Source organism: Pseudoxanthomonas sp. YR558, from assembly GCF_900116385.1.
Classification (GTDB): Bacteria; Pseudomonadota; Gammaproteobacteria; order Xanthomonadales; family Xanthomonadaceae; genus Pseudoxanthomonas_A.
The window spans coordinates 200,869-217,299 of record NZ_FPCI01000001.1; the positions used below are offsets into that span (position 1 = coordinate 200,869).

Sequence of the window (16,431 nt, forward strand, 5' to 3'; positions counted from 1 at the left end):
GGGCACGCGGAAATAAGACCGCGGAATCATCCGGTGACGAGGGCCAAGTGCACAGCGACCCAGTGTCGCAGTGCCCCGTCCTACATGGTCTTGCACTGGCGCCAGCGCACGGGCTCGCTGCTGCCGGGCGGTGGATTGAGCTGCACGCGGGTGGTGCGCAGGGCGGGGTAGCGCTCCAGTTCCAGGCAGATCCACGGCCAGACTTCCTTCTCGCTGGCGATGCGGTCCACGCTCAGGGTCAGCTTGGTCTGCCATACGCCACGGGTGATGCCGGGCGTCTTGGCGAGCGCCTTAAGCACCTCGCGCATCTGGGCTTCCAGTTCTTCGTCGGTGGGTTCCTTGAAGCTGCCCACTGTGGCCGGAGGCAGCGGGGTCGCTACAGGCGCGGGCGCTGCCGGCGTCGCGGCGGGGAGAGGGCGTTCGACGGAGGCAGAGCCGCTTTGCTGGCCGGACCATGTCGCCATGGCGGCCGCACCAAATGCGATGGCACCGAACCAGGCGATGCCGATATGGCGCTTGGCGCGAGCGGCCGCATAGGTCATCACTTGCTCGCGCAGGCTCGGTTCGATCAGATCGACGACCTCGGGCCACAGGCGGGGGCCGTCCAAGACTTCGATGTTGTTGCCCTGGGCCGCGTCGCGACCTTCCTTCTCCACGTTGCCTTCGGTGGCGAGAATGCCGCCGTGGGCCGTGCCCAAGCGGATGCTCGCGGCCAATTCCAGTACGGGAGCAGCAGCGATCCGATACGCCGAGCCGTGCTTGCAGGAGAGCAACCAGCGTTCATCGCCTCGGGATAGTAGGAAAGTCGATTGAGGTTCGCGGGATTCGTGCGGTTCCGGGCTGGCCTCCGCCAGGCCACGACGCTCCATCGCCGACAGCACCAGTTTGGAGAACTCGCGCCAGCGCAGCCCCGACAGGGCATGCAGGCCGTAGGACATTTCATCGCGGGGACGGCGGACCAACCAGAGGTAGGCGGTTGCCGCCATGCCGGTCACCAGGGTGACGGCCAGGCCAAGGAGCCAGATGGACATGCGTCGCGGAGGCGCTTTTTGTTATTCGAAGCCGCGATTCTACCCGGCGCGCCGCGGAGTGTCTGTTGTCGCGTCGTTCCTGATGGACGATGCGATGTCGGCGGGCATGGAAAAGCCCGCCAGTCCGAAGCCGTAAGGGGAGGGGAGCAAACGAACTTCAGTGGACTGGCGGGCTGGAATGATTGTTACGCCATTCGATGGTGCTTCGCAACAAAATTTTGTTCAGGAAAGCACACGAAAAAGCATATGCAACCTTATGGTGCAGCCTTCTTGCGCGATGCACGCTTGGCGGGCGTTTTCTTCGCTGCCGGTGCCGGTTTTTTGGCGGCCGCGGCCTTGCGGGCCTTCGTCGGCTTCGCGACCGGAGCGCCGCCCAGCTTGCGCAGTTCGGCATTGAGCGCGTCGACGCGATCGATCAGGGCGGAGAGGTCTTCGCGGCTCGGCACTTCGAGACGGCGCAGTGCGCGATGCACGCGTTCTTCGAAAACCTTCTCAAGACGATCCCACGTGTCCGAAGCGCGCTCGCGAGCCTGGCCCACGGTGGTCTCTACCGCATCGCGCATCGCTTGCGCCTTGCCGCCGGCGGTCTTGCGCGTGATCTGCTCCAGCGAGAGGCCTTCTTTCACGAGGGTCTCGAACAGCTTGGTGCCTTCGGCCTGCGCGCGCCCGAAAGCCCCCACGCCGGCGAGCCAGACCTGTTGCGCGGATTCGCCGAGGCGCTTGGAGAGCTGTTCGGCCTGGGCCTGCAGCTGTTCGTTGTTGGAGGAAGGAGCGGAAGCGGTCTTCTTGCGTGCGGATTTCTTCAACGTGGCCATGGCGTTCCGTCGGCGATGTGGTGGCAGGGATTGCGCGCCAGAATCGGAGCGCTGTCTAGAGTTTTCACACCAGCCGGTGATGCACCCGTGATCGGATCACGGGCGACGGGCGGCCCGGCGGCTGGAAACCAGTTGGTCCACGTCGTCCAGGGCGCGACGCAGGCGGGCCGTGGTTTCGGTCATGCGTGGGGTGACGTCTAGGCCGTCGAGGATCGAGCGGTGGCGGTCGTTGACGATGTCGTCGTTGTACCGGATGCCATGCGCCGCCAACATCGGCTTGAGCACGGCGGCGCGCTTGCGCAGGTCGGCCAGGGTGTTGCGGTAGGCGAGTTGGCAGACGCGGTGGCGCGAAGAGAAGCTGAAGAGATTGGTGAAGAAGAGCTCGCTGTCGTCCGAGTTGGGCTCGAACACCAACTGGTCGATGTCCGGATACCGGTGCGGGTACTTCTCCATGCCGATCTGCATGCGCGACTGCAGCAGGGTGCGCAGGGTCTGCGACAGGACGGCGGGCAATCCGCCGCTCGCCAGTCCGACCTGTTCGGCTTCGTCCGCCTGCGGGGCTGCCTGGTTGGCATCGAACGGCACCAGCGGATTGATGCCGATCATCAGGTCGATATCGCGGTCCAGTACGGTGCTGGCGTGCATCGTGCGGCGCAGCGCGCCGTCGAGGAAATGCCGCCCACCGATTTCCACCGGCGGGTACAGACCGGGCAGGGCGGAACTGGCCTGCACGGCGCGCGAGATCGGGATGTCGTCCCAGCCTTGCTCGCCGAAGCGCACCGCTTCGCCGCTGTCCAGGTCCACCGCCACCACGAACAGGTCCGCGTCCAGCGTGCGGAAATCGTTGCTGCGGCCACGCCGGCTGAAGATGTCGCGCAGGAAACGCTCGACTTCCTCGTTGTCGAAGATGCCCGTCGGCACCAGGCCGCCGAAACGCAGGAACAGGTCGGACCAGCGCGTGGCCCGGCGCGGGTTTCGGACCAGGCGCGACAGCCAATCGGCGTACAGCCCGGGCAGGCTCGCGGCGCGCCGCAGGTATTCGCTGACGTTGGGGCGCAGGAAGGTCTCGGGCCGGAATTCGGCGTCGTCGCTGGTGCCGGTGATGAAGATGCGGCACATCTCGGCCGTACCCATCCGGTTGGCCAGGCCGGCAGCGAGGAAGGCGCCGGAGCTGACGCCCACGTAGCAGTCCATCCGGGTCAGGTCCAGGCCGTCGAGCGCTTCGTCGAGGGCACGCAGCGCGCCGAGTTCGTACATGCCGCCAATGGGGCCGCCGCCGGCGATGGCCAGCCCGATCTTGCCGTTGTGGCCCCGTTTCCGCGCGCTGTGGATCGAAAGCATGTACTACCCGTGATGACCTTGCCGCCCGAGTGTAGCCGACCGGCCTGCGGGTTGCGGGGCGCCCGGCCGGCCCGGATCATGTCACCCATGGCCCGAGGAAATCCGCTGATCGAACGTGTGGGCAGGCGGCTAGCCTGGCATCAAGCGCTGCATGACCCGGACGTCGAGCCGCGGAACCGCCTGCGGTGGCTGCCCGAGCTGCGGCGCTGGCAGGCCGCACGGCTGGAAACTAGCTTCACCCATTTCCTGAACGATCCGAAGCGCCGCGCGGCGGCGATGTTCTTCCTGACCGATGTCTACGGCGACCATGACTTCAGCCGGCGCGATGCTAACGTCGCCAAAGTCATGCCGATGATGCAGCGGCTGTTGCCGGGGGCCGTGCTGGGGACCGTCGCCCATGGCATCGAGCTGGGGGCGCTGACCCATGCCCTCGACATGCGGATGGCCGAGGCGTTGCATCGCTTGGCGCCCAGTCGCCGCAAGCTGGATGCGGACCTCTACGGCCGCGCATACCGCGAGGTCGGCCTGCCGCGCCTGCGTGGGCACCAGATCGACCTGATCGCGGAAGTCGGTGTGGGCCTGGCGCAGGCCGTGAAGACGCCGGGCGTGGCCACCCTGCTCAAACTGTCGCGGGGACCGGCCAAGGCCACGGGCCTGGGCGAGCTGCAGGGATTCCTGGAGCGGGGGTTCGCGGCCTTCGCCGCGCTGGGCGACGGCAAGGCGTTCGTGCGCGACATCGAGAAGGCGGAGCGGACCATCTCGCGCCGCCTGTTCGCGGCCGATCCCGATCCGTTCCGCGATTGATCCTCAGTCGAACTTGTCGCTCAGCACCCGGCGGATCTCCGCTTCGATCGGCCCCTTCATGGCCGACAGCAGGAACCCCAGATTTGCGGTGACCCGCAGTTTGTCAGCCAGCAGCGCGATCTTGCCTTCCACGCCGGAGCGGCTGAAGTTCAGCGTATCGCCGTCCCACCCGTAATCCATGTCGAAGCGTTCGGCCAGCTTCTTGGCGACGTCCTCGACGGCCTTGCGGGCCTGCTTCGGGGACTTGGAATGCGCGTGCTGGATATCGATGCTGGCCATGCGTGTGCTCCCTCGGTTCGTCGGTATTGTGCGCGGCAGCCGCGCGCGATGCCAAGCCGGGGCTGCCCTGCGCACGCCAACCTGATAGGCTCACGCCGCGTGCAGAACCTCCGACTTCACTTCACCAACCGCCCTTCGCCCGACCGGCCGCTGACCACCGGCGTGCACCGCATCGTGCGCGAAGCGGCCGGCACCATCGGGGTCGGCGATGCCTTGCAAGGCGCACTGCTCGCGCAGATTTGCGTGGACCGCCGCGGCCTCTGGCTGCAGGTCGCCAATGGCATGCGCGGCGTGCACATCAACGGCCGGCCGGTGAAGCGCATGGCCGTGCTGCGTCCCGGCGATGCGGTTTACGTGGAAGGGGTTGAGTTGCTGCTGCAGTCCGGTTTCCAGTCCGCCACCGACGTGCGCGACGCCGATGCCGGTCAAGGCGACGCCCGCGTGGTCCTGCGAGGGCTGGGGGGCAAGTACCACGGCCGCAGCGTATCGCTGGAGCAACCCTGCATCGTGGGCCGTGGCCGCGATGCCGACATCCGCGTGGATGACCCGACCTTCGCCGAGCGGCACGCGCGGCTGGAGCTGCGTGGCGACCGCGTCCTGCTGCGCGACCTGGGTTCGGCCGACGGCTCCCGCGTGAACGGCATCGCCGTGCGCGATGCATTGTTGGTAGCGGGCGACCAGGTGGTGTTCGATGCGCAGCATCGCTTCGTGCTGGAGGTGCCGTGGGCACCCAGTGCGCAAGGGAACGATGCCCTCGCGGCGGACATGGACGATGAGGCGCTGGCGGACGAGGTCCGCACCCGGCCCGTGGTGCGATCGGCGCGGCGCTGGCCTTGGCTGCTCCTGGCCGCGTTGCTGATGGCGGCCGCGCTCAGCGCGCTGCTGCTGTTCGGCGCCGGCTGAACGATTTCCACACGCGCCATCCCAGCAGTGCCGCCAGGATGACCGCGTACAGCAGCGGCTCGCGGATGTCGGATTTCACCAGCCACCAGAAATGCAGCACGGCCAGCACGCCGATCGCATAGACCAACTTGTGCAGCTGGCCCCAGCGCCGGCCGAGGCGTCGCATCCAGCCCTGGGTCGAGGTGACCGCCAGCGGCACCAGCAGCAACCACGCGGTGAACCCGACGGTGATGTACGGGCGCTTGACGATTTCTTCGAAGATCTGCGTCCAGTAACCGCGCAGATCCAGCGCCAGGTACGCCGCCAGGTGCACGCTGGCATAGAAGAACGCATACAGTCCGATCATCCGGCGGAACCGCAACAACACCGGCTGGCCGGTCAGTTGGCGCAGCGGCGTGATCGCCAGCGCCACCATCAGCAGGCGTAACGCCCACAGGCCCGTGCGGTGTTCGATTTCCGCCACCGGGTCCGCACCCAGCGCATCGCTACCGGTCCGCCAGACATCGACGAACTGCCACGCCAGTATCCCGAGGGGCACCAAAGCGAGCGCATGGATGGCGGTCTTGGCGGCGATCAGGCCAACGGAGCTCTTACGCATCGGTCCGGCTCAGTACCACTTCTTCAGGTCCAGGCCGGCGTACATCGAGGCAACCTGGTCGGCGTAGCCGTTGAACAGTCGCGTCGGGATGCGTTCGGCGAACAACTTGCTCTGCGTGCCGGCGATGCGCCGCTCGGTCTTCTGGCTCCAGCGGGGATGGTCCACGTTCGGATTGACGTTGGAGAAGAAGCCGTACTCGGATGGCTGCAGGTCGTGCCAGGCTGTCTCGGGCATGCGCTCGACGAACTTGATCTCCACGATCGACTTGATGCTCTTGAAGCCGTACTTCCACGGCACCACCAACCGTAGCGGCGCACCGTTCTGCTGCGGCAGCGGTTTGCCATACAGCCCGGTGGCCAGCAGGGTGAGCGGGTGCATCGCTTCGTCGATGCGCAGGCCCTCGCGGTAAGGCCAGTTGATCGAGGAGTAGCGCACGCCCGGCATCTGCACCGGGTCGGCCAGGGTGGTGAAGGCGACGTACTTGGCCTTGGCGGTGGGCTGGAATTTCTTCAGCACCTCGCCCAGCGGCACGCCCAGCCACGGGATCACCATCGACCAGCCTTCCACGCAGCGGAGCCGGTACACGCGTTCTTCCGGCGTCAGTCCCTTCAGGAGGTCCTCGAGCGCGATACGTCCCGGCTTGGCGCATTCGCCCCCGACCACCACCGACCACGGCGAAGTCTTCAGCGTCTCGCGCGCGGTCGACGGGTCGGCCTTGCCGGTGCCGAACTCATAGAAGTTGTTGTAGCTGGCGACGTCTTCGTAGCGGGTCAGCGTTTCAGCCGTCCGGAAACCCGACCGCGCCTGCTCCGGCGTCACCGTGACCTTGGGTGGTGCGGGGGGGTCTGCCTCGGCGCAGCCGGCGAGAGCGAGGGCCGGGACGGCCGCGAGCGTCTGCAGCAGGCGCCGGCGTTCCAGATAGACGGCTTCGTCAGTGATCTGCGAAGCAGGGATCCGCAAGGCATCGCGCAACGACATGAGGGTTTCTCCTGGGGTCCACGTTCGACCTGTGGACCAGCGAATGGTTCACGGGGCAAGGCAGTTTCCATAGGGTAGTACGCAGGGCGAGGGGAAAGAGATGCTTTCCGTGCTGGTTGCCCCTGCAACTGATGCACTGCGGCATACTAGGGATTCATTCTTTCAGGTGCCCCATGACGCGCGCGTTCAATTTCAGTGCCGGCCCCGCCACCTTGCCCGAATCGGTGTTGCGGCAGGCTCAGGCCGAGATGCTCGACTGGAACGGCATCGGCGCGTCCATTGTGGAAATCAGCCACCGCAGCCAGGACTTCATCGCGGTCGCGGCAGAGGCCGAGGCAGACCTTCGCCGGCTGGTCGGCATCCCGGACGACTACGCGGTGCTGTTCCTGTCCGGTGGCGCCACTACCCACCAAGCCCTGCTGGCGCTGAACTTCGCCGGTCCCGGTCAGGTGGTGGACTACGTGGTCACCGGCCACTGGGGCAAGACCGCGATCAAGCAGGCCGCGCCCTACTGCACGGTCAACATCGCGGCCGACGGCGAGGTCGGTGGCTTCCACGACATCCCGCCACGCGACACCTGGAGGCTCACGCCCGGTGCTGCTTACGTGCACATCACCGCCAACGAGACCATCCACGGTGTCGAGTTCCGCGACACCCCGGATGTGGGCGAGGTGCCGTTGTTCGCCGATTTCAGCTCCTCGATCGCCTCTGAGCCGCTGGACGTATCGAAGTACGGCGTGATCTATGCTGGCGCGCAGAAGAACCTGGGTCCGGTCGGCGTGGCGGTAGTCATCATCCGCAAGGACCTGTTCGAGCGCAGCGGCCAGCCGCGCGCCGATATCTTCGATTACCGCTCGCATGCGGCGCGTGACTCCATGCTCAACACGCCGCCGACCTGGAACTGGTATCTCGCCGGCCTGGTGTTCAAGTGGATGCTGGCCGAAGGCGGCGTGGCCGAGTTCGCGCGGCGCAATGCGGTGAAATCGTCGCTCGTCTACGACGCCATTGACGCGTCCGGCGGATTCTACCGTAATGACGTGGCGCCAGCGGCGCGCTCGCGGATGAACATCCCGTTCTTCCTGCCGGACGACACCCTCAACGCGCGCTTCGTGGCTGAATCCAAGGCGGCCGGCCTGCTGGCGCTGAAAGGCCACAAGGCGGTCGGCGGCATCCGCGCCTCGCTGTACAACGCGCTGCCGGTGGAAGGCGCGCAGGCGCTGGTGCAGTTCATGCACGACTTCCAGCAACGCAACGGATGAATCGACCGCATCATCCCGATGTGGGAGCGACGTAAGTCGCGATGAAGCGTTACCGGTAACCTTTCGCGACTTACGTCGCTCCCACAGGGAGGCGACGGACTACGGAAAACCCTATGGCCTCCAAACCCAGCAAGCCGAAGAAGACCGCCAAGCCCGCTGCGGGCAAGAAAACCGAGGCGACGCCCGCCCCGGTGCTGTCCGACGTGCGCGCCAAGATCGACGGCATCGACCGCCAGATCCAGTCGCTGATCGCCGAACGCGCCGTCTTTGCCCACCAGGTCGGCAAGGCCAAGGGCAAGCTGGCCGCCGCCGTGGACTACTACCGCCCGGAGCGCGAAGCCCAGGTGCTGCGCATGGTGGTGGACCGCAACGAAGGCCCGCTCAGCGACGAAGTGCTGGTGCACGTCTTCCGCGAAATCATGTCCGCCTGCCTGGCACAGCAGGAGCCGCTGAAGATCGGTTATCTCGGGCCGGAAGGTACCTTCAGCCAGCAGGCCGTGCTGAAGCACTTCGGCCGCTCGGCGCATGGCCTGCCACTGGCCAGCATCGAGGAAGTGTTCCAGGAAGTGGCCAGCGGCAACGCCGATTTCGGCGTCGTGCCGGTGGAGAACTCGGGACAGGGCACCATCCAGATCACCCTGGACATGTTCCTGACCTCGGACCTGAAGATCTGCGGTGAAGTCGAGCTGCGGGTGCACCAGTTCCTGATGTCGCGCACCGGTCGCATCGACGATATCGAGCGCATCTACGCGCACCCGCAGTCGTTCGCGCAGACCGCGGGCTGGCTGCGCGCCAACCTGCCGAAGGTGGAGAAGGTGCCGGTGTCGAGCAACGCCGAGGGCGCCCGCCGCGCGCGTGGCAACGACGATGCCGCGGCCATCGGGGGCGAGAGTGCGGCGCACGTGTACGGCCTGAAGAAGGTCGTCATGAGCCCGATCCAGGACGACAAGGACAACACCACGCGCTTCCTGGTGATCGGCCGCAGCATCTTCCCGCCGTCGGGCCACGACCGCACCTCGGTGCTGGTCTTCATCCACGACAAGCCCGGCGCGCTGTTCGACGTGCTCAGCCCGTTCGCCCGCCACGGCATCAGCATGAACCGGATCGAGTCGCGGCCGTCGCACCACGCGAAGTGGGAGTACGGCTTCTTCATCGATCTGGCCGGCCACATCGACGACGAGTCGATGAAGCAGGCACTGGCGGAACTGAAACAGCATTCGGCGCAGATCAAGGTGCTGGGGTCGTACCCCGTCGCGGTGCCCTGATCCGTTGCCCGGGCCCGTACATGGGCCGATGAACCGAGAGACCTGATGAGCAGCAAGCAAGACTGGATCGCCTCCGCCGGCCGCGCGCTGGGCGGCACCCTGGATATCCCCGGCGACAAGTCGGTATCGCACCGTGCGGCGATGTTCGCCGCGCTGGCCGACGGCACGTCGACGATCGATGGCTTCCTGGAAGGCGAGGACACCCGCGCGACCGCCGCGATCTTTTCGCGCCTCGGCGTGCGGATGGAAACACCCTCGCCGTCGCGCCGCGTCGTGCACGGCGTTGGCGTCGACGGCCTGAGGGCCGCGGACGGCGCGCTGGACTGCGGCAACGCCGGCACCGGCATGCGCCTGCTCGCCGGCCTGCTGGCCGCGCAATCGTTCGACAGCGTGCTCATCGGTGACGAATCGCTGTCCAAGCGTCCCATGCGCCGCGTCACCGGCCCGCTGTCCACGATGGGTGCGCGCATCGACACCGAAGAGGGTGGCCTGCCACCGTTGCGCATCCATGGCGGACAAGCCCTTGCCGGTATCGACTACACGCTGGAAGTCGCCAGCGCACAGGTGAAATCGGCCGTGCTGCTGGCTGGCCTGTACGCAGAAGGCGAGACCGTGGTGCGCGAGCCGCATCCCACGCGCGACTACACCGAGCGCATGCTGAAGGCCTTCGGTGTCGACATCGACTTCTCGCCCGGCTTCGCACGCCTGCGCGGCGGGCAGCGCCTGAAGGCGACCGACATCGCCGTGCCGGCCGACTTCTCGTCGGCGGCGTTCTTCCTGGTCGCGGCCAGCATCATTCCCGGTTCGGAACTGCGCCTGCGCGCGGTCGGACTGAACCCGCGCCGCACCGGCCTGCTACAGGCGCTGCGGCTGATGGGCGCGGACATCACCGAAGAGAACGCCAGCGAACACGGCGGCGAGCCGGTGGCGGACCTGGTCGTCCGCTACGCGCCGCTGCAGGGCATCGAGGTGCCGGAGGCGTTGGTGCCCGACATGATCGATGAGTTCCCGGCACTGTTCGTCGCGGCGGCTGCGGCAGACGGTCCCACCGTCGTGCGCGGCGCGGCGGAATTGCGAGTGAAAGAGTCCGACCGCCTCGCCAGCATGGCCAATGGCCTGCGCGCGCTGGGCCTGCGCGTGGAAGAAACGCCTGACGGCGCCACGATCTTCCCCGGTGCCTTGCAGGGCGGCACCGTCGATTCCCACGGCGACCATCGCATCGCGATGGCCTTCTCGATCGCCGGTCAGCTCGCTGCCGGCGAGGTGCGCATCGGCGACGTGGCGAACGTGGCCACGTCGTTCCCGAATTACGACGGGTTGGCGACGGGCGCGGGCTTCGCATTGCGAAAGGCCTGAGTCCGAAAGCGGACGCATAAAAAGGGGGACGCCTGCCCGCATCCCCCTTTCCTTTCCTCGTCAGCTCCGTGTTGGAAGCACTGCGGCGCTTAGATGGGCTTGAAGTCCACCGGGACCTTCACGCTGGTCGCGATCGCCTTGCCATTGCGCATGGCCGGCTCGAAGCGCCACTGGCGCACGGCGCTCACGGCAGCGCGATCAAGATCGCGTTCACCGCTGCGCTCGACGACGCGCACGTCGATCGGATTGCCCTGGGCATCGACATCAGCAAGCACTACAACCGTGCCACCGACACCGGCGCGCAGCATCGAGGCGGGGTACTTCGGCTCGGCGTTGCCGGCCAGCGGGCGGGCATCGCGGCTGACCGACGCCGGGCGCGTGGCCGCAGTGCGTTCAGCGCGCTTGCGATCGGCGGCGGCAGCGCGTTCGTTGGCCGGCGCATTGGCAGCATCATCCGCCACCGGGGCGGGCAAGGCGGCGACCGGCGTTTCGGTGCCAGCATGGCGGGACTGCGTCCACCACATCAGGCCTGCCGCCGTGACCGCGAAGGCCAGCAGCATCAACAGCACGGGCGAGGTGGTGCGGCGCGGCTCCACCGTGGTGTCTTCGACGGTGTCCGGCGTGCGGTATTCGTTGTTGGTGGGCATCGACATATGAACCTCCGTTTCGCGTTGTGGGTTCCGCGTTGGAACGGGGCCGAGTCTTTGCGCAGCGATGTTTGCGATGCGTGATCGAGCGATGAAGCGAGCAGGTTGGAGTTCAGCTATTGGAACGCGGGTTCAGACTTGTGCGCGGGATGTCTAGTTCCGCAGCATCACGGCGATGACTGTGATGAAGTACAGGAGAGTCAGCACGCGCAGAATCGTTCTCGCGTTGAACAGATACCAGTTGAACCATCGCGTAGTTTCTTCGGGTGCGAGCTGTTTGCGATAGGCGCGCAATTGAACGGTTGGCCAGTTGCGGAGGATCGGGTCCCACTCGTGCTCGTCCGTGATGACAATGCCGTCGTCTACCAGTCGCGTGCAGACCACCACGCCATACAGTAGCCAGAATCCCCCAAGAGCGACCGCGAAAATCGCGAACCCCGCCATCAACACGGTCATGTCGCTGACAGGCCTCCGTGATGCATGCCGTGTCTACGGTTGCCGGATGCTCACCGCATCTTGAAATCGATCGGCACCGTCACTGCGCCGACCACGGCCTGGCCGTCCCGCTGGGCGGGCTGGAAGCGCCACTGGCGCACGGCGTCCACCGCGGCGCGATCGAGATCGCGCGATCCGCTGCGCTGGGCCACGTCGACCGACAGCGGCACGCCATCGGTGCCGACTTCCACGCGCACCATCACCGTGCCCTGGTCTCCGTTGCGCATCGCAGCCTGCGGATATTCGGGGGCCGGGGTCTGGCCCGGGATCGGCACCGGCACATCGCCGGGGGCTAGGGAGACGACCAGTGTGGCTGGGGTGGCTTCCGTCGGCGCGATAGGCGCGGTCGTCTCGTCGACCGGGGTCGGCATCGGCTTTTCTTCGACCAGCTGCGGGCGCTCTTCGCTGGCCGGGCGTGGGGCCGGTTCTTCCATGCCACTGGCGCCGTCGCCGGTGGACAGCGGTTCGGGCAGCGCCTCGATGGGGGCGGCCTTGCCGGGAAGCGTGGGCTCGGCGGTGTAGAACCCGTCGTCGCGGCTGGCCCACCAGACGATCACGAAGAGCAGCAGGCCGGCGCCGAAGGCGATGGCGGCGTTGCGCAGGGCGGTGCGGGGCAGGCGGAAGGTGAAGTGCGGGTCGTTCTGTTGCGGGGCCGACATGGGAGTCACCGGTAAGGTCGCGCCGATTCTTGCACAGCCGGCGTTAATCGCGCGGGTAACCGGTCGCGATTGGGCGATAATGCCGGCTTCCCTCGCCAGACCGCTGTTTCCATGCTCGATCCCGTCCTGCTCCGCACCCAGCCCGCCGAACTCGCCCAGCGCCTCAAGGAGAGCCGTGGCTTCGACTTGGACGTGTCCCGCATCGCCGACCTGGAGGCCTCGCGCAAGCAGATCCAGAAGCGCACCGAGGAACTGCAGAACCTGCGCAACACCCGCTCCAAGGCCATCGGCCAGGCCAAGGCCAAGGGCGAGGACGTGGCCGCGCTGATGGCGGAAGTGGCCGGCTTCGGCGACGAGCTGAAGGCCTCGGAAGTGAAGCTGGACGAGATTCGCGCCGAGATCGAAGCCATCGCCCTCGGTATCCCGAACCTGCCGCACGCCAGCGTGCCGGTCGGCAGCGATGAGGCCGGCAACGTCGAACAGCACCGCTGGGGCACCCCGCGCGCGTTCGACTTCGACGTGAAGGACCACGTGGAGCTCGGCGCCCGTCACGGCTGGCTCGACGCCGACACCGCCGCCAAGCTGTCGGGCGCGCGCTTCACCGTGCTGCGCGGCCAGCTGGCGCGCCTGCATCGCGCGCTCGCGCAGTTCATGCTCGACCTGCACACCAACGAACACGGCTACGAAGAGACCAGCGTGCCCGTGATCGTCAATGCCGATTCGATGCGTGGCACCGGCCAGTTGCCGAAGTTCGAGGAAGACCTGTTCTCCACCGAGTTGGGCGAGCACAAGCGCTACCTGATCCCGACCTCGGAAGTGCCGCTGACCAACATCGTCCGCGACGAGATCCTCGACGACGCCCGCCTGCCGCTGCGCATGACCGCGCATTCGATGTGCTTCCGCTCCGAAGCCGGCAGTGGTGGCCGCGACGTGCGCGGCATGATCCGCCAGCACCAGTTCGAGAAGGTGGAGCTGGTCTCCATCGCGCGCCCGTCGGAGAGCTACGACGAGCAGGAGCGCATGACCCGCGCCGCCGAAACCGTGCTGGAGAAACTGGGCCTGCCGTACCGCCGCATGCTGCTCTGCACGGGCGACATGGGCTTCGGCGCCACCAAGACCTTCGACCTGGAAGTCTGGCTGCCGTCGCAGGACACCTACCGCGAGATTTCCTCGTGCTCCAACTGCGAGGACTTCCAGGCCCGCCGCATGCAGGCGCGCTGGCGCAACCCGGCCACCGGCAAGCCCGAGCCCGTGCACACGCTCAACGGTTCCGGCACCGCCGTGGGCCGTGCGCTGATCGCGGTAATGGAGAACTACCAGAACGCCGACGGCTCGATCACCGTGCCCGAAGTGCTGCGCCCGTACATGGGTGGCGCCGAACAGATCGCCTGATCCGGGGCGCCTGCCGTTCGCGGGCGCTAAGCCTTCTTCGTGCGTCCCTTGGTGGCCTTCGCCACCTTCGTGCGTACGGCCGCACGTCCGAGATCGCGTAGCGCGTCCTTGCCGATCCAGCGCCGCGTTGCATCGTCGGACGCCGCCAGTTGTGTGGCCATCGCGATTGCCCGTGCATGCAGCGCCGCATTGCGATGGCCGATCGCGCGCAGTGCCCAGCTCACGCCTTTGCTGACGAAATTGCGGTCGTCGCTGGCCGCGGCATCCACCAAGGCGAGGCCGTCGAGGAAGGGAGCGTCGGGCGTATGGCGGTCATGCACCGCCATACCGGCGAGCAGTGCGAACGCCGCGCGTTTCTCGAACTCGCCGCGCTTGCGCGCCCATGCATCGATCCTGCCCCAGGCATGCGGACTGCGATCGAACAGGTGCAGGCACAGCGTGTCGCAGACCGCCCAGTTGTCGAACTGGCGGCACCAACGGTCCATCTGGGCGGGAGTGACTTGCGCGGGATCGGCGATGAAGGCGACCAGCAGGCGTGCTTCGTAGATGCCGCTGTCCCACAGCGATTGCGCCAGCGCGGGCTGGCGGCCGATGCGCTTGCCCAGCGCCTGGATGTCGCGCATCGGCACCCCGAGCGCATGCGTATCCGGAATCCCGTAACGCGCCAACCCCGTGCGGTGCACCGGGCTGGCAGCGGCCTTCAGCAAGGCGATGGCCTGGGCGGCGTCGATCTGTTCCGGGGGGGCTTTCCGGGCGGGCATCGGCAGGTAGGCAGGACGGATGCCGGCAGCATACCGGCCCCGTCCCGCCACCCGCGGTAACTCAGGCGGCCTTGCGCGCCGGGGTCGGGATGCTGGCCAGCGCCGCTTCGATCGCCTCGGCCTTGTGCTCGGGCGAGTAGGCCACGCGCTCGGCGCGGATGAATTCGACGTCGGTGATGCCCAGGAAGCCGAACACCTGCTTCAGGTAAGGCGCCACGAAGTCGATCGCGGTACCGGCGTATTCGCCACCACTGGCCTCGGCCACGATCACTTTCTTGCCACCGGCCAGGCCCACGGGGCCGTTTTCGGTGTACTTGAAGGTGCGGCCGGCCACGGCGACGCGGTCGATCCAGGCCTTCAACGTGGAGGGCACGCCGAAGTTGTAGCGGGGGGCGCCCAGGACGATGACGTCGGCGGCCAGGAATTCCTGCATGGCTGCTTCGCCGGCTTGTGCGGCGGCGGTGTCGCCCCCACCCAGTACGGCATTGGTCAGGTGGACCAGCGGGTCGGTGTCGAGGTCGCGATAGGTGACCTCCAGGCCGGGCACGCTGTCCTGCCAACGGGCTACGATGGCGGCGGTGAGCTGGCGGCTGACCGAATTGGCGGCCAAGGCGCTGCTGTCGATATGCAATAGTTTCATGGGGTGTCTCCGGTCGGGATGCGGCCTCAACCGCGTTGGAGCACACTCTAGGTCGTTGCATAAGTGGGATAAACGTGGTTCAACGTCACTGATTGTTCTATAGGCGGAACTCTAGATGCAGCACGACCTCAACGATCTCTATTACTTCGCCATGGTGGTGGACCACGGCGGGTTCGCCGCCGCCGAACGCGCGCTGGGCATTCCCAAGTCCCGTCTCAGCCGGCGCATCAGCCAGTTGGAGACGGATCTGGGCGTGCGCCTGCTGCAGCGTTCGACGCGTCGTTTCGCGGTGACCGACGTGGGTATGAGCGTGCACCGGCATGCGCAGACGATGCTGGCCGAGGCGCAGGCCGCACGCGAAGTGGTGGACCGCCTCAGCGCCGAGCCGCGCGGCGTGGTTCGCGTCAGCGTGCCGGTGGCGGTGGCGCAGATGCAGTTGCCGAAGATCCTGCCGGCCTTCCTCGACAAGTACCCGAAGGTGCGCCTGCAGCTGCACGTCAACAACCGCCGCGTCGACATCATCAACGAGGGCTACGACGTGGCCCTGCGCGTACGCGCCAAGCTCGACGACGACGGCAGCCTGGTGATGCGCAGCTTCGGCCAGATCCAGGAGCTGCTGGTCGCCAGCCCCAAGTACCTCAACCGCGCCGGCCGTCCCAAGGTGCCGGAAGACCTGGCCGACCACGTCACCCTGAGCATCAGCGAGGACGAGGCGCGGCAGCGCTGGGAACTTCATGGTCCGGACGGCGAAGTGCGCCGGATCGAACTCAACCCGCGCCTGGCCGGGTTCGATTTCCCGCTGCTGCAGTCGATGGCGAAGGACGGCTACGGCATCACGCTGCTGCCGGAAACCGTCTGCGCCGAGGCCGTGCGCAAGGGCGAGCTCGAAGTCGTGCTGCCGGAATGGAGCCTGCCGCAGGGCATCTGCCACGCGGTGTTCGCCTCGCGCCGAGGCATGTTGCCGGCGGTGCGGGTGTTCATCGATTTCCTGGCCGAACACCTGCCGCAGCAGATCGAATCCTCGCGCCTGGATTGCGGCGGCAAATGCGCCGAGGAAAAGGAAAAGGCGATCGCGGTGGCCATCGACAACGCCAAGGCCGCCAAAGTGAAGAAAGCCTCGTAGGCCACGGCCGCGGGGTTCGTGCGAAAATGCGCACCGGCCTGCAAGGGGCCGGACGCGCCGCAGGGGTAGGGCGGTGATCCGCCGC

Annotated in this window: 18 protein-coding genes; 7 read left to right on the plus strand and 11 right to left on the minus strand. The window is 67.1% G+C overall.

All coding sequences use genetic code 11. The annotated features are described in order from the left end of the window. Nucleotides 1-80: 80 nt before the first annotated feature. The 3 genes from BM365_RS00885 to BM365_RS00895 all read right to left on the minus strand — a co-directional run bounded on the left by BM365_RS00885 (nt 81) and on the right by BM365_RS00895 (nt 3,187). Nucleotides 81-1,031, minus strand: a complete 951-nt coding sequence (locus tag BM365_RS00885) for a restriction endonuclease (protein WP_233210792.1) — start codon at nt 1,029-1,031, stop codon at nt 81-83. A gap of 254 nt (nt 1,032-1,285) precedes the next feature. Further along, nucleotides 1,286-1,846 carry a phasin family protein gene (locus BM365_RS00890; RefSeq protein ID WP_093485751.1) on the minus strand — a complete coding sequence of 187 codons (561 nt, stop codon included), beginning with the start codon at nt 1,844-1,846 and terminating at the stop codon, nt 1,286-1,288. 96 nt (nt 1,847-1,942) lie between these two features. Further along, nucleotides 1,943-3,187: a patatin-like phospholipase family protein gene (locus BM365_RS00895; RefSeq protein WP_093485753.1), complete on the minus strand. Its 1,245-nt coding sequence runs from the start codon at nt 3,185-3,187 to the stop codon at nt 1,943-1,945. An 87-nt stretch (nt 3,188-3,274) separates the two neighbouring features. On the opposite strand from BM365_RS00895, the gene BM365_RS00900 reads away from it, so the two are divergent. Next, entirely contained in the window at nt 3,275-3,991 is a 717-nt protein-coding gene (locus BM365_RS00900) for a DUF8198 family protein (RefSeq protein ID WP_093485755.1), read from the plus strand. A gap of 3 nt (nt 3,992-3,994) precedes the next feature. Here the strand turns inward: BM365_RS00900 and BM365_RS00905 are convergent, their stop codons facing one another. Then, nucleotides 3,995-4,270, minus strand: a complete 276-nt coding sequence (locus BM365_RS00905) for a polyhydroxyalkanoic acid system family protein (RefSeq protein WP_093485757.1) — start codon at nt 4,268-4,270, stop codon at nt 3,995-3,997. 99 nt (nt 4,271-4,369) lie between these two features. Between BM365_RS00905 and BM365_RS00910 the strand changes: the two genes are divergently transcribed. After that, entirely contained in the window at nt 4,370-5,173 is an 804-nt protein-coding gene (locus BM365_RS00910) for an FHA domain-containing protein (protein WP_093485759.1), read from the plus strand. Here BM365_RS00910 and msrQ read toward each other — a convergent pair. Beyond that, a complete protein-coding gene (gene msrQ / locus BM365_RS00915) occupies nt 5,142-5,771 on the minus strand; it encodes a protein-methionine-sulfoxide reductase heme-binding subunit MsrQ (RefSeq protein ID WP_093485761.1) in 630 nt (209 codons plus the stop codon). The genes BM365_RS00910 and msrQ overlap by 32 nt on opposite strands. A 9-nt stretch (nt 5,772-5,780) precedes the next feature. Continuing rightward, nucleotides 5,781-6,749: a protein-methionine-sulfoxide reductase catalytic subunit MsrP gene (msrP, locus tag BM365_RS00920; RefSeq protein ID WP_093485763.1), complete on the minus strand. Its 969-nt coding sequence runs from the start codon at nt 6,747-6,749 to the stop codon at nt 5,781-5,783. A gap of 173 nt (nt 6,750-6,922) precedes the next feature. On the opposite strand from msrP, the gene serC reads away from it, so the two are divergent. From serC to aroA, 3 genes are all read left to right on the plus strand, one after another. Continuing rightward, a complete protein-coding gene (serC, locus tag BM365_RS00925) occupies nt 6,923-8,008 on the plus strand; it encodes a phosphoserine transaminase (RefSeq protein ID WP_093485765.1) in 1,086 nt (361 codons plus the stop codon). 113 nt (nt 8,009-8,121) lie between these two features. Beyond that, nucleotides 8,122-9,273 carry a prephenate dehydratase gene (gene pheA, locus BM365_RS00930; RefSeq protein ID WP_093485767.1) on the plus strand — a complete coding sequence of 384 codons (1,152 nt, stop codon included), beginning with the start codon at nt 8,122-8,124 and terminating at the stop codon, nt 9,271-9,273. A 45-nt stretch (nt 9,274-9,318) separates the two neighbouring features. Further along, a complete protein-coding gene (gene aroA / locus BM365_RS00935; protein WP_093485769.1) occupies nt 9,319-10,629 on the plus strand; it encodes a 3-phosphoshikimate 1-carboxyvinyltransferase in 1,311 nt (436 codons plus the stop codon). 89 nt (nt 10,630-10,718) lie between these two features. On the opposite strand, the gene BM365_RS00940 is transcribed toward aroA, so the two are convergent. The 3 genes from BM365_RS00940 to BM365_RS00950 all read right to left on the minus strand — a co-directional run bounded on the left by BM365_RS00940 (nt 10,719) and on the right by BM365_RS00950 (nt 12,430). Then, on the minus strand, nt 10,719-11,282 hold the full coding sequence (locus tag BM365_RS00940) for an energy transducer TonB (protein WP_093485770.1): 564 nt from the start codon (nt 11,280-11,282) through the stop codon (nt 10,719-10,721). Nucleotides 11,283-11,429: 147 nt separating this feature from the next. Then, a complete protein-coding gene (locus BM365_RS00945; RefSeq protein ID WP_093485772.1) occupies nt 11,430-11,732 on the minus strand; it encodes a hypothetical protein in 303 nt (100 codons plus the stop codon). Nucleotides 11,733-11,782: 50 nt separating this feature from the next. Then, on the minus strand, nt 11,783-12,430 hold the full coding sequence (locus BM365_RS00950) for a TonB family protein (RefSeq protein ID WP_093485774.1): 648 nt from the start codon (nt 12,428-12,430) through the stop codon (nt 11,783-11,785). A gap of 111 nt (nt 12,431-12,541) precedes the next feature. Here BM365_RS00950 and serS point away from each other — a divergent pair, with 111 nt between their 5' ends. Continuing rightward, entirely contained in the window at nt 12,542-13,822 is a 1,281-nt protein-coding gene (gene serS, locus BM365_RS00955) for a serine--tRNA ligase (protein ID WP_093485776.1), read from the plus strand. 26 nt (nt 13,823-13,848) lie between these two features. Here serS and BM365_RS00960 read toward each other — a convergent pair whose 3' ends face one another. Next, nucleotides 13,849-14,583 carry a DNA alkylation repair protein gene (locus tag BM365_RS00960; RefSeq protein WP_093485778.1) on the minus strand — a complete coding sequence of 245 codons (735 nt, stop codon included), beginning with the start codon at nt 14,581-14,583 and terminating at the stop codon, nt 13,849-13,851. 61 nt (nt 14,584-14,644) lie between these two features. Then, nucleotides 14,645-15,223 (minus strand): FMN-dependent NADH-azoreductase, encoded by a 579-nt coding sequence (locus BM365_RS00965; protein ID WP_093485780.1) that lies wholly within the window; start codon nt 15,221-15,223, stop codon nt 14,645-14,647. 115 nt (nt 15,224-15,338) lie between these two features. Between BM365_RS00965 and BM365_RS00970 the strand changes: the two genes are divergently transcribed. Beyond that, the gene (locus BM365_RS00970) at nt 15,339-16,346 is read left to right on the plus strand and encodes a LysR family transcriptional regulator (RefSeq protein ID WP_093485782.1); all 1,008 of its coding nucleotides are present in this window, start codon (nt 15,339-15,341) and stop codon (nt 16,344-16,346) included. Nucleotides 16,347-16,431: the final 85 nt, after the last annotated feature.

Coding starts and splice junctions, on each gene's coding strand:
- BM365_RS00965 (WP_093485780.1), bottom strand. CDS start 15,223: ATGAAACTATTGCATATCGACAGCAGCGCCTTGGCCGCCAATTCGGTC.
- BM365_RS00890 (WP_093485751.1), bottom strand. CDS start 1,846: ATGGCCACGTTGAAGAAATCCGCACGCAAGAAGACCGCTTCCGCTCCT.
- BM365_RS00950 (WP_093485774.1), bottom strand. CDS start 12,430: ATGTCGGCCCCGCAACAGAACGACCCGCACTTCACCTTCCGCCTGCCC.
- msrQ (WP_093485761.1), bottom strand. CDS start 5,771: ATGCGTAAGAGCTCCGTTGGCCTGATCGCCGCCAAGACCGCCATCCAT.
- BM365_RS00945 (WP_093485772.1), bottom strand. CDS start 11,732: ATGACCGTGTTGATGGCGGGGTTCGCGATTTTCGCGGTCGCTCTTGGG.
- BM365_RS00885 (WP_233210792.1), bottom strand. CDS start 1,031: ATGTCCATCTGGCTCCTTGGCCTGGCCGTCACCCTGGTGACCGGCATG.
- serC (WP_093485765.1), top strand. CDS start 6,923: ATGACGCGCGCGTTCAATTTCAGTGCCGGCCCCGCCACCTTGCCCGAA.
- BM365_RS00960 (WP_093485778.1), bottom strand. CDS start 14,583: ATGCCCGCCCGGAAAGCCCCCCCGGAACAGATCGACGCCGCCCAGGCC.
- aroA (WP_093485769.1), top strand. CDS start 9,319: ATGAGCAGCAAGCAAGACTGGATCGCCTCCGCCGGCCGCGCGCTGGGC.
- BM365_RS00940 (WP_093485770.1), bottom strand. CDS start 11,282: ATGTCGATGCCCACCAACAACGAATACCGCACGCCGGACACCGTCGAA.
- BM365_RS00970 (WP_093485782.1), top strand. CDS start 15,339: ATGCAGCACGACCTCAACGATCTCTATTACTTCGCCATGGTGGTGGAC.
- BM365_RS00900 (WP_093485755.1), top strand. CDS start 3,275: ATGGCCCGAGGAAATCCGCTGATCGAACGTGTGGGCAGGCGGCTAGCC.
- BM365_RS00895 (WP_093485753.1), bottom strand. CDS start 3,187: ATGCTTTCGATCCACAGCGCGCGGAAACGGGGCCACAACGGCAAGATC.
- pheA (WP_093485767.1), top strand. CDS start 8,122: ATGGCCTCCAAACCCAGCAAGCCGAAGAAGACCGCCAAGCCCGCTGCG.
- BM365_RS00905 (WP_093485757.1), bottom strand. CDS start 4,270: ATGGCCAGCATCGATATCCAGCACGCGCATTCCAAGTCCCCGAAGCAG.
- msrP (WP_093485763.1), bottom strand. CDS start 6,749: ATGTCGTTGCGCGATGCCTTGCGGATCCCTGCTTCGCAGATCACTGAC.
- serS (WP_093485776.1), top strand. CDS start 12,542: ATGCTCGATCCCGTCCTGCTCCGCACCCAGCCCGCCGAACTCGCCCAG.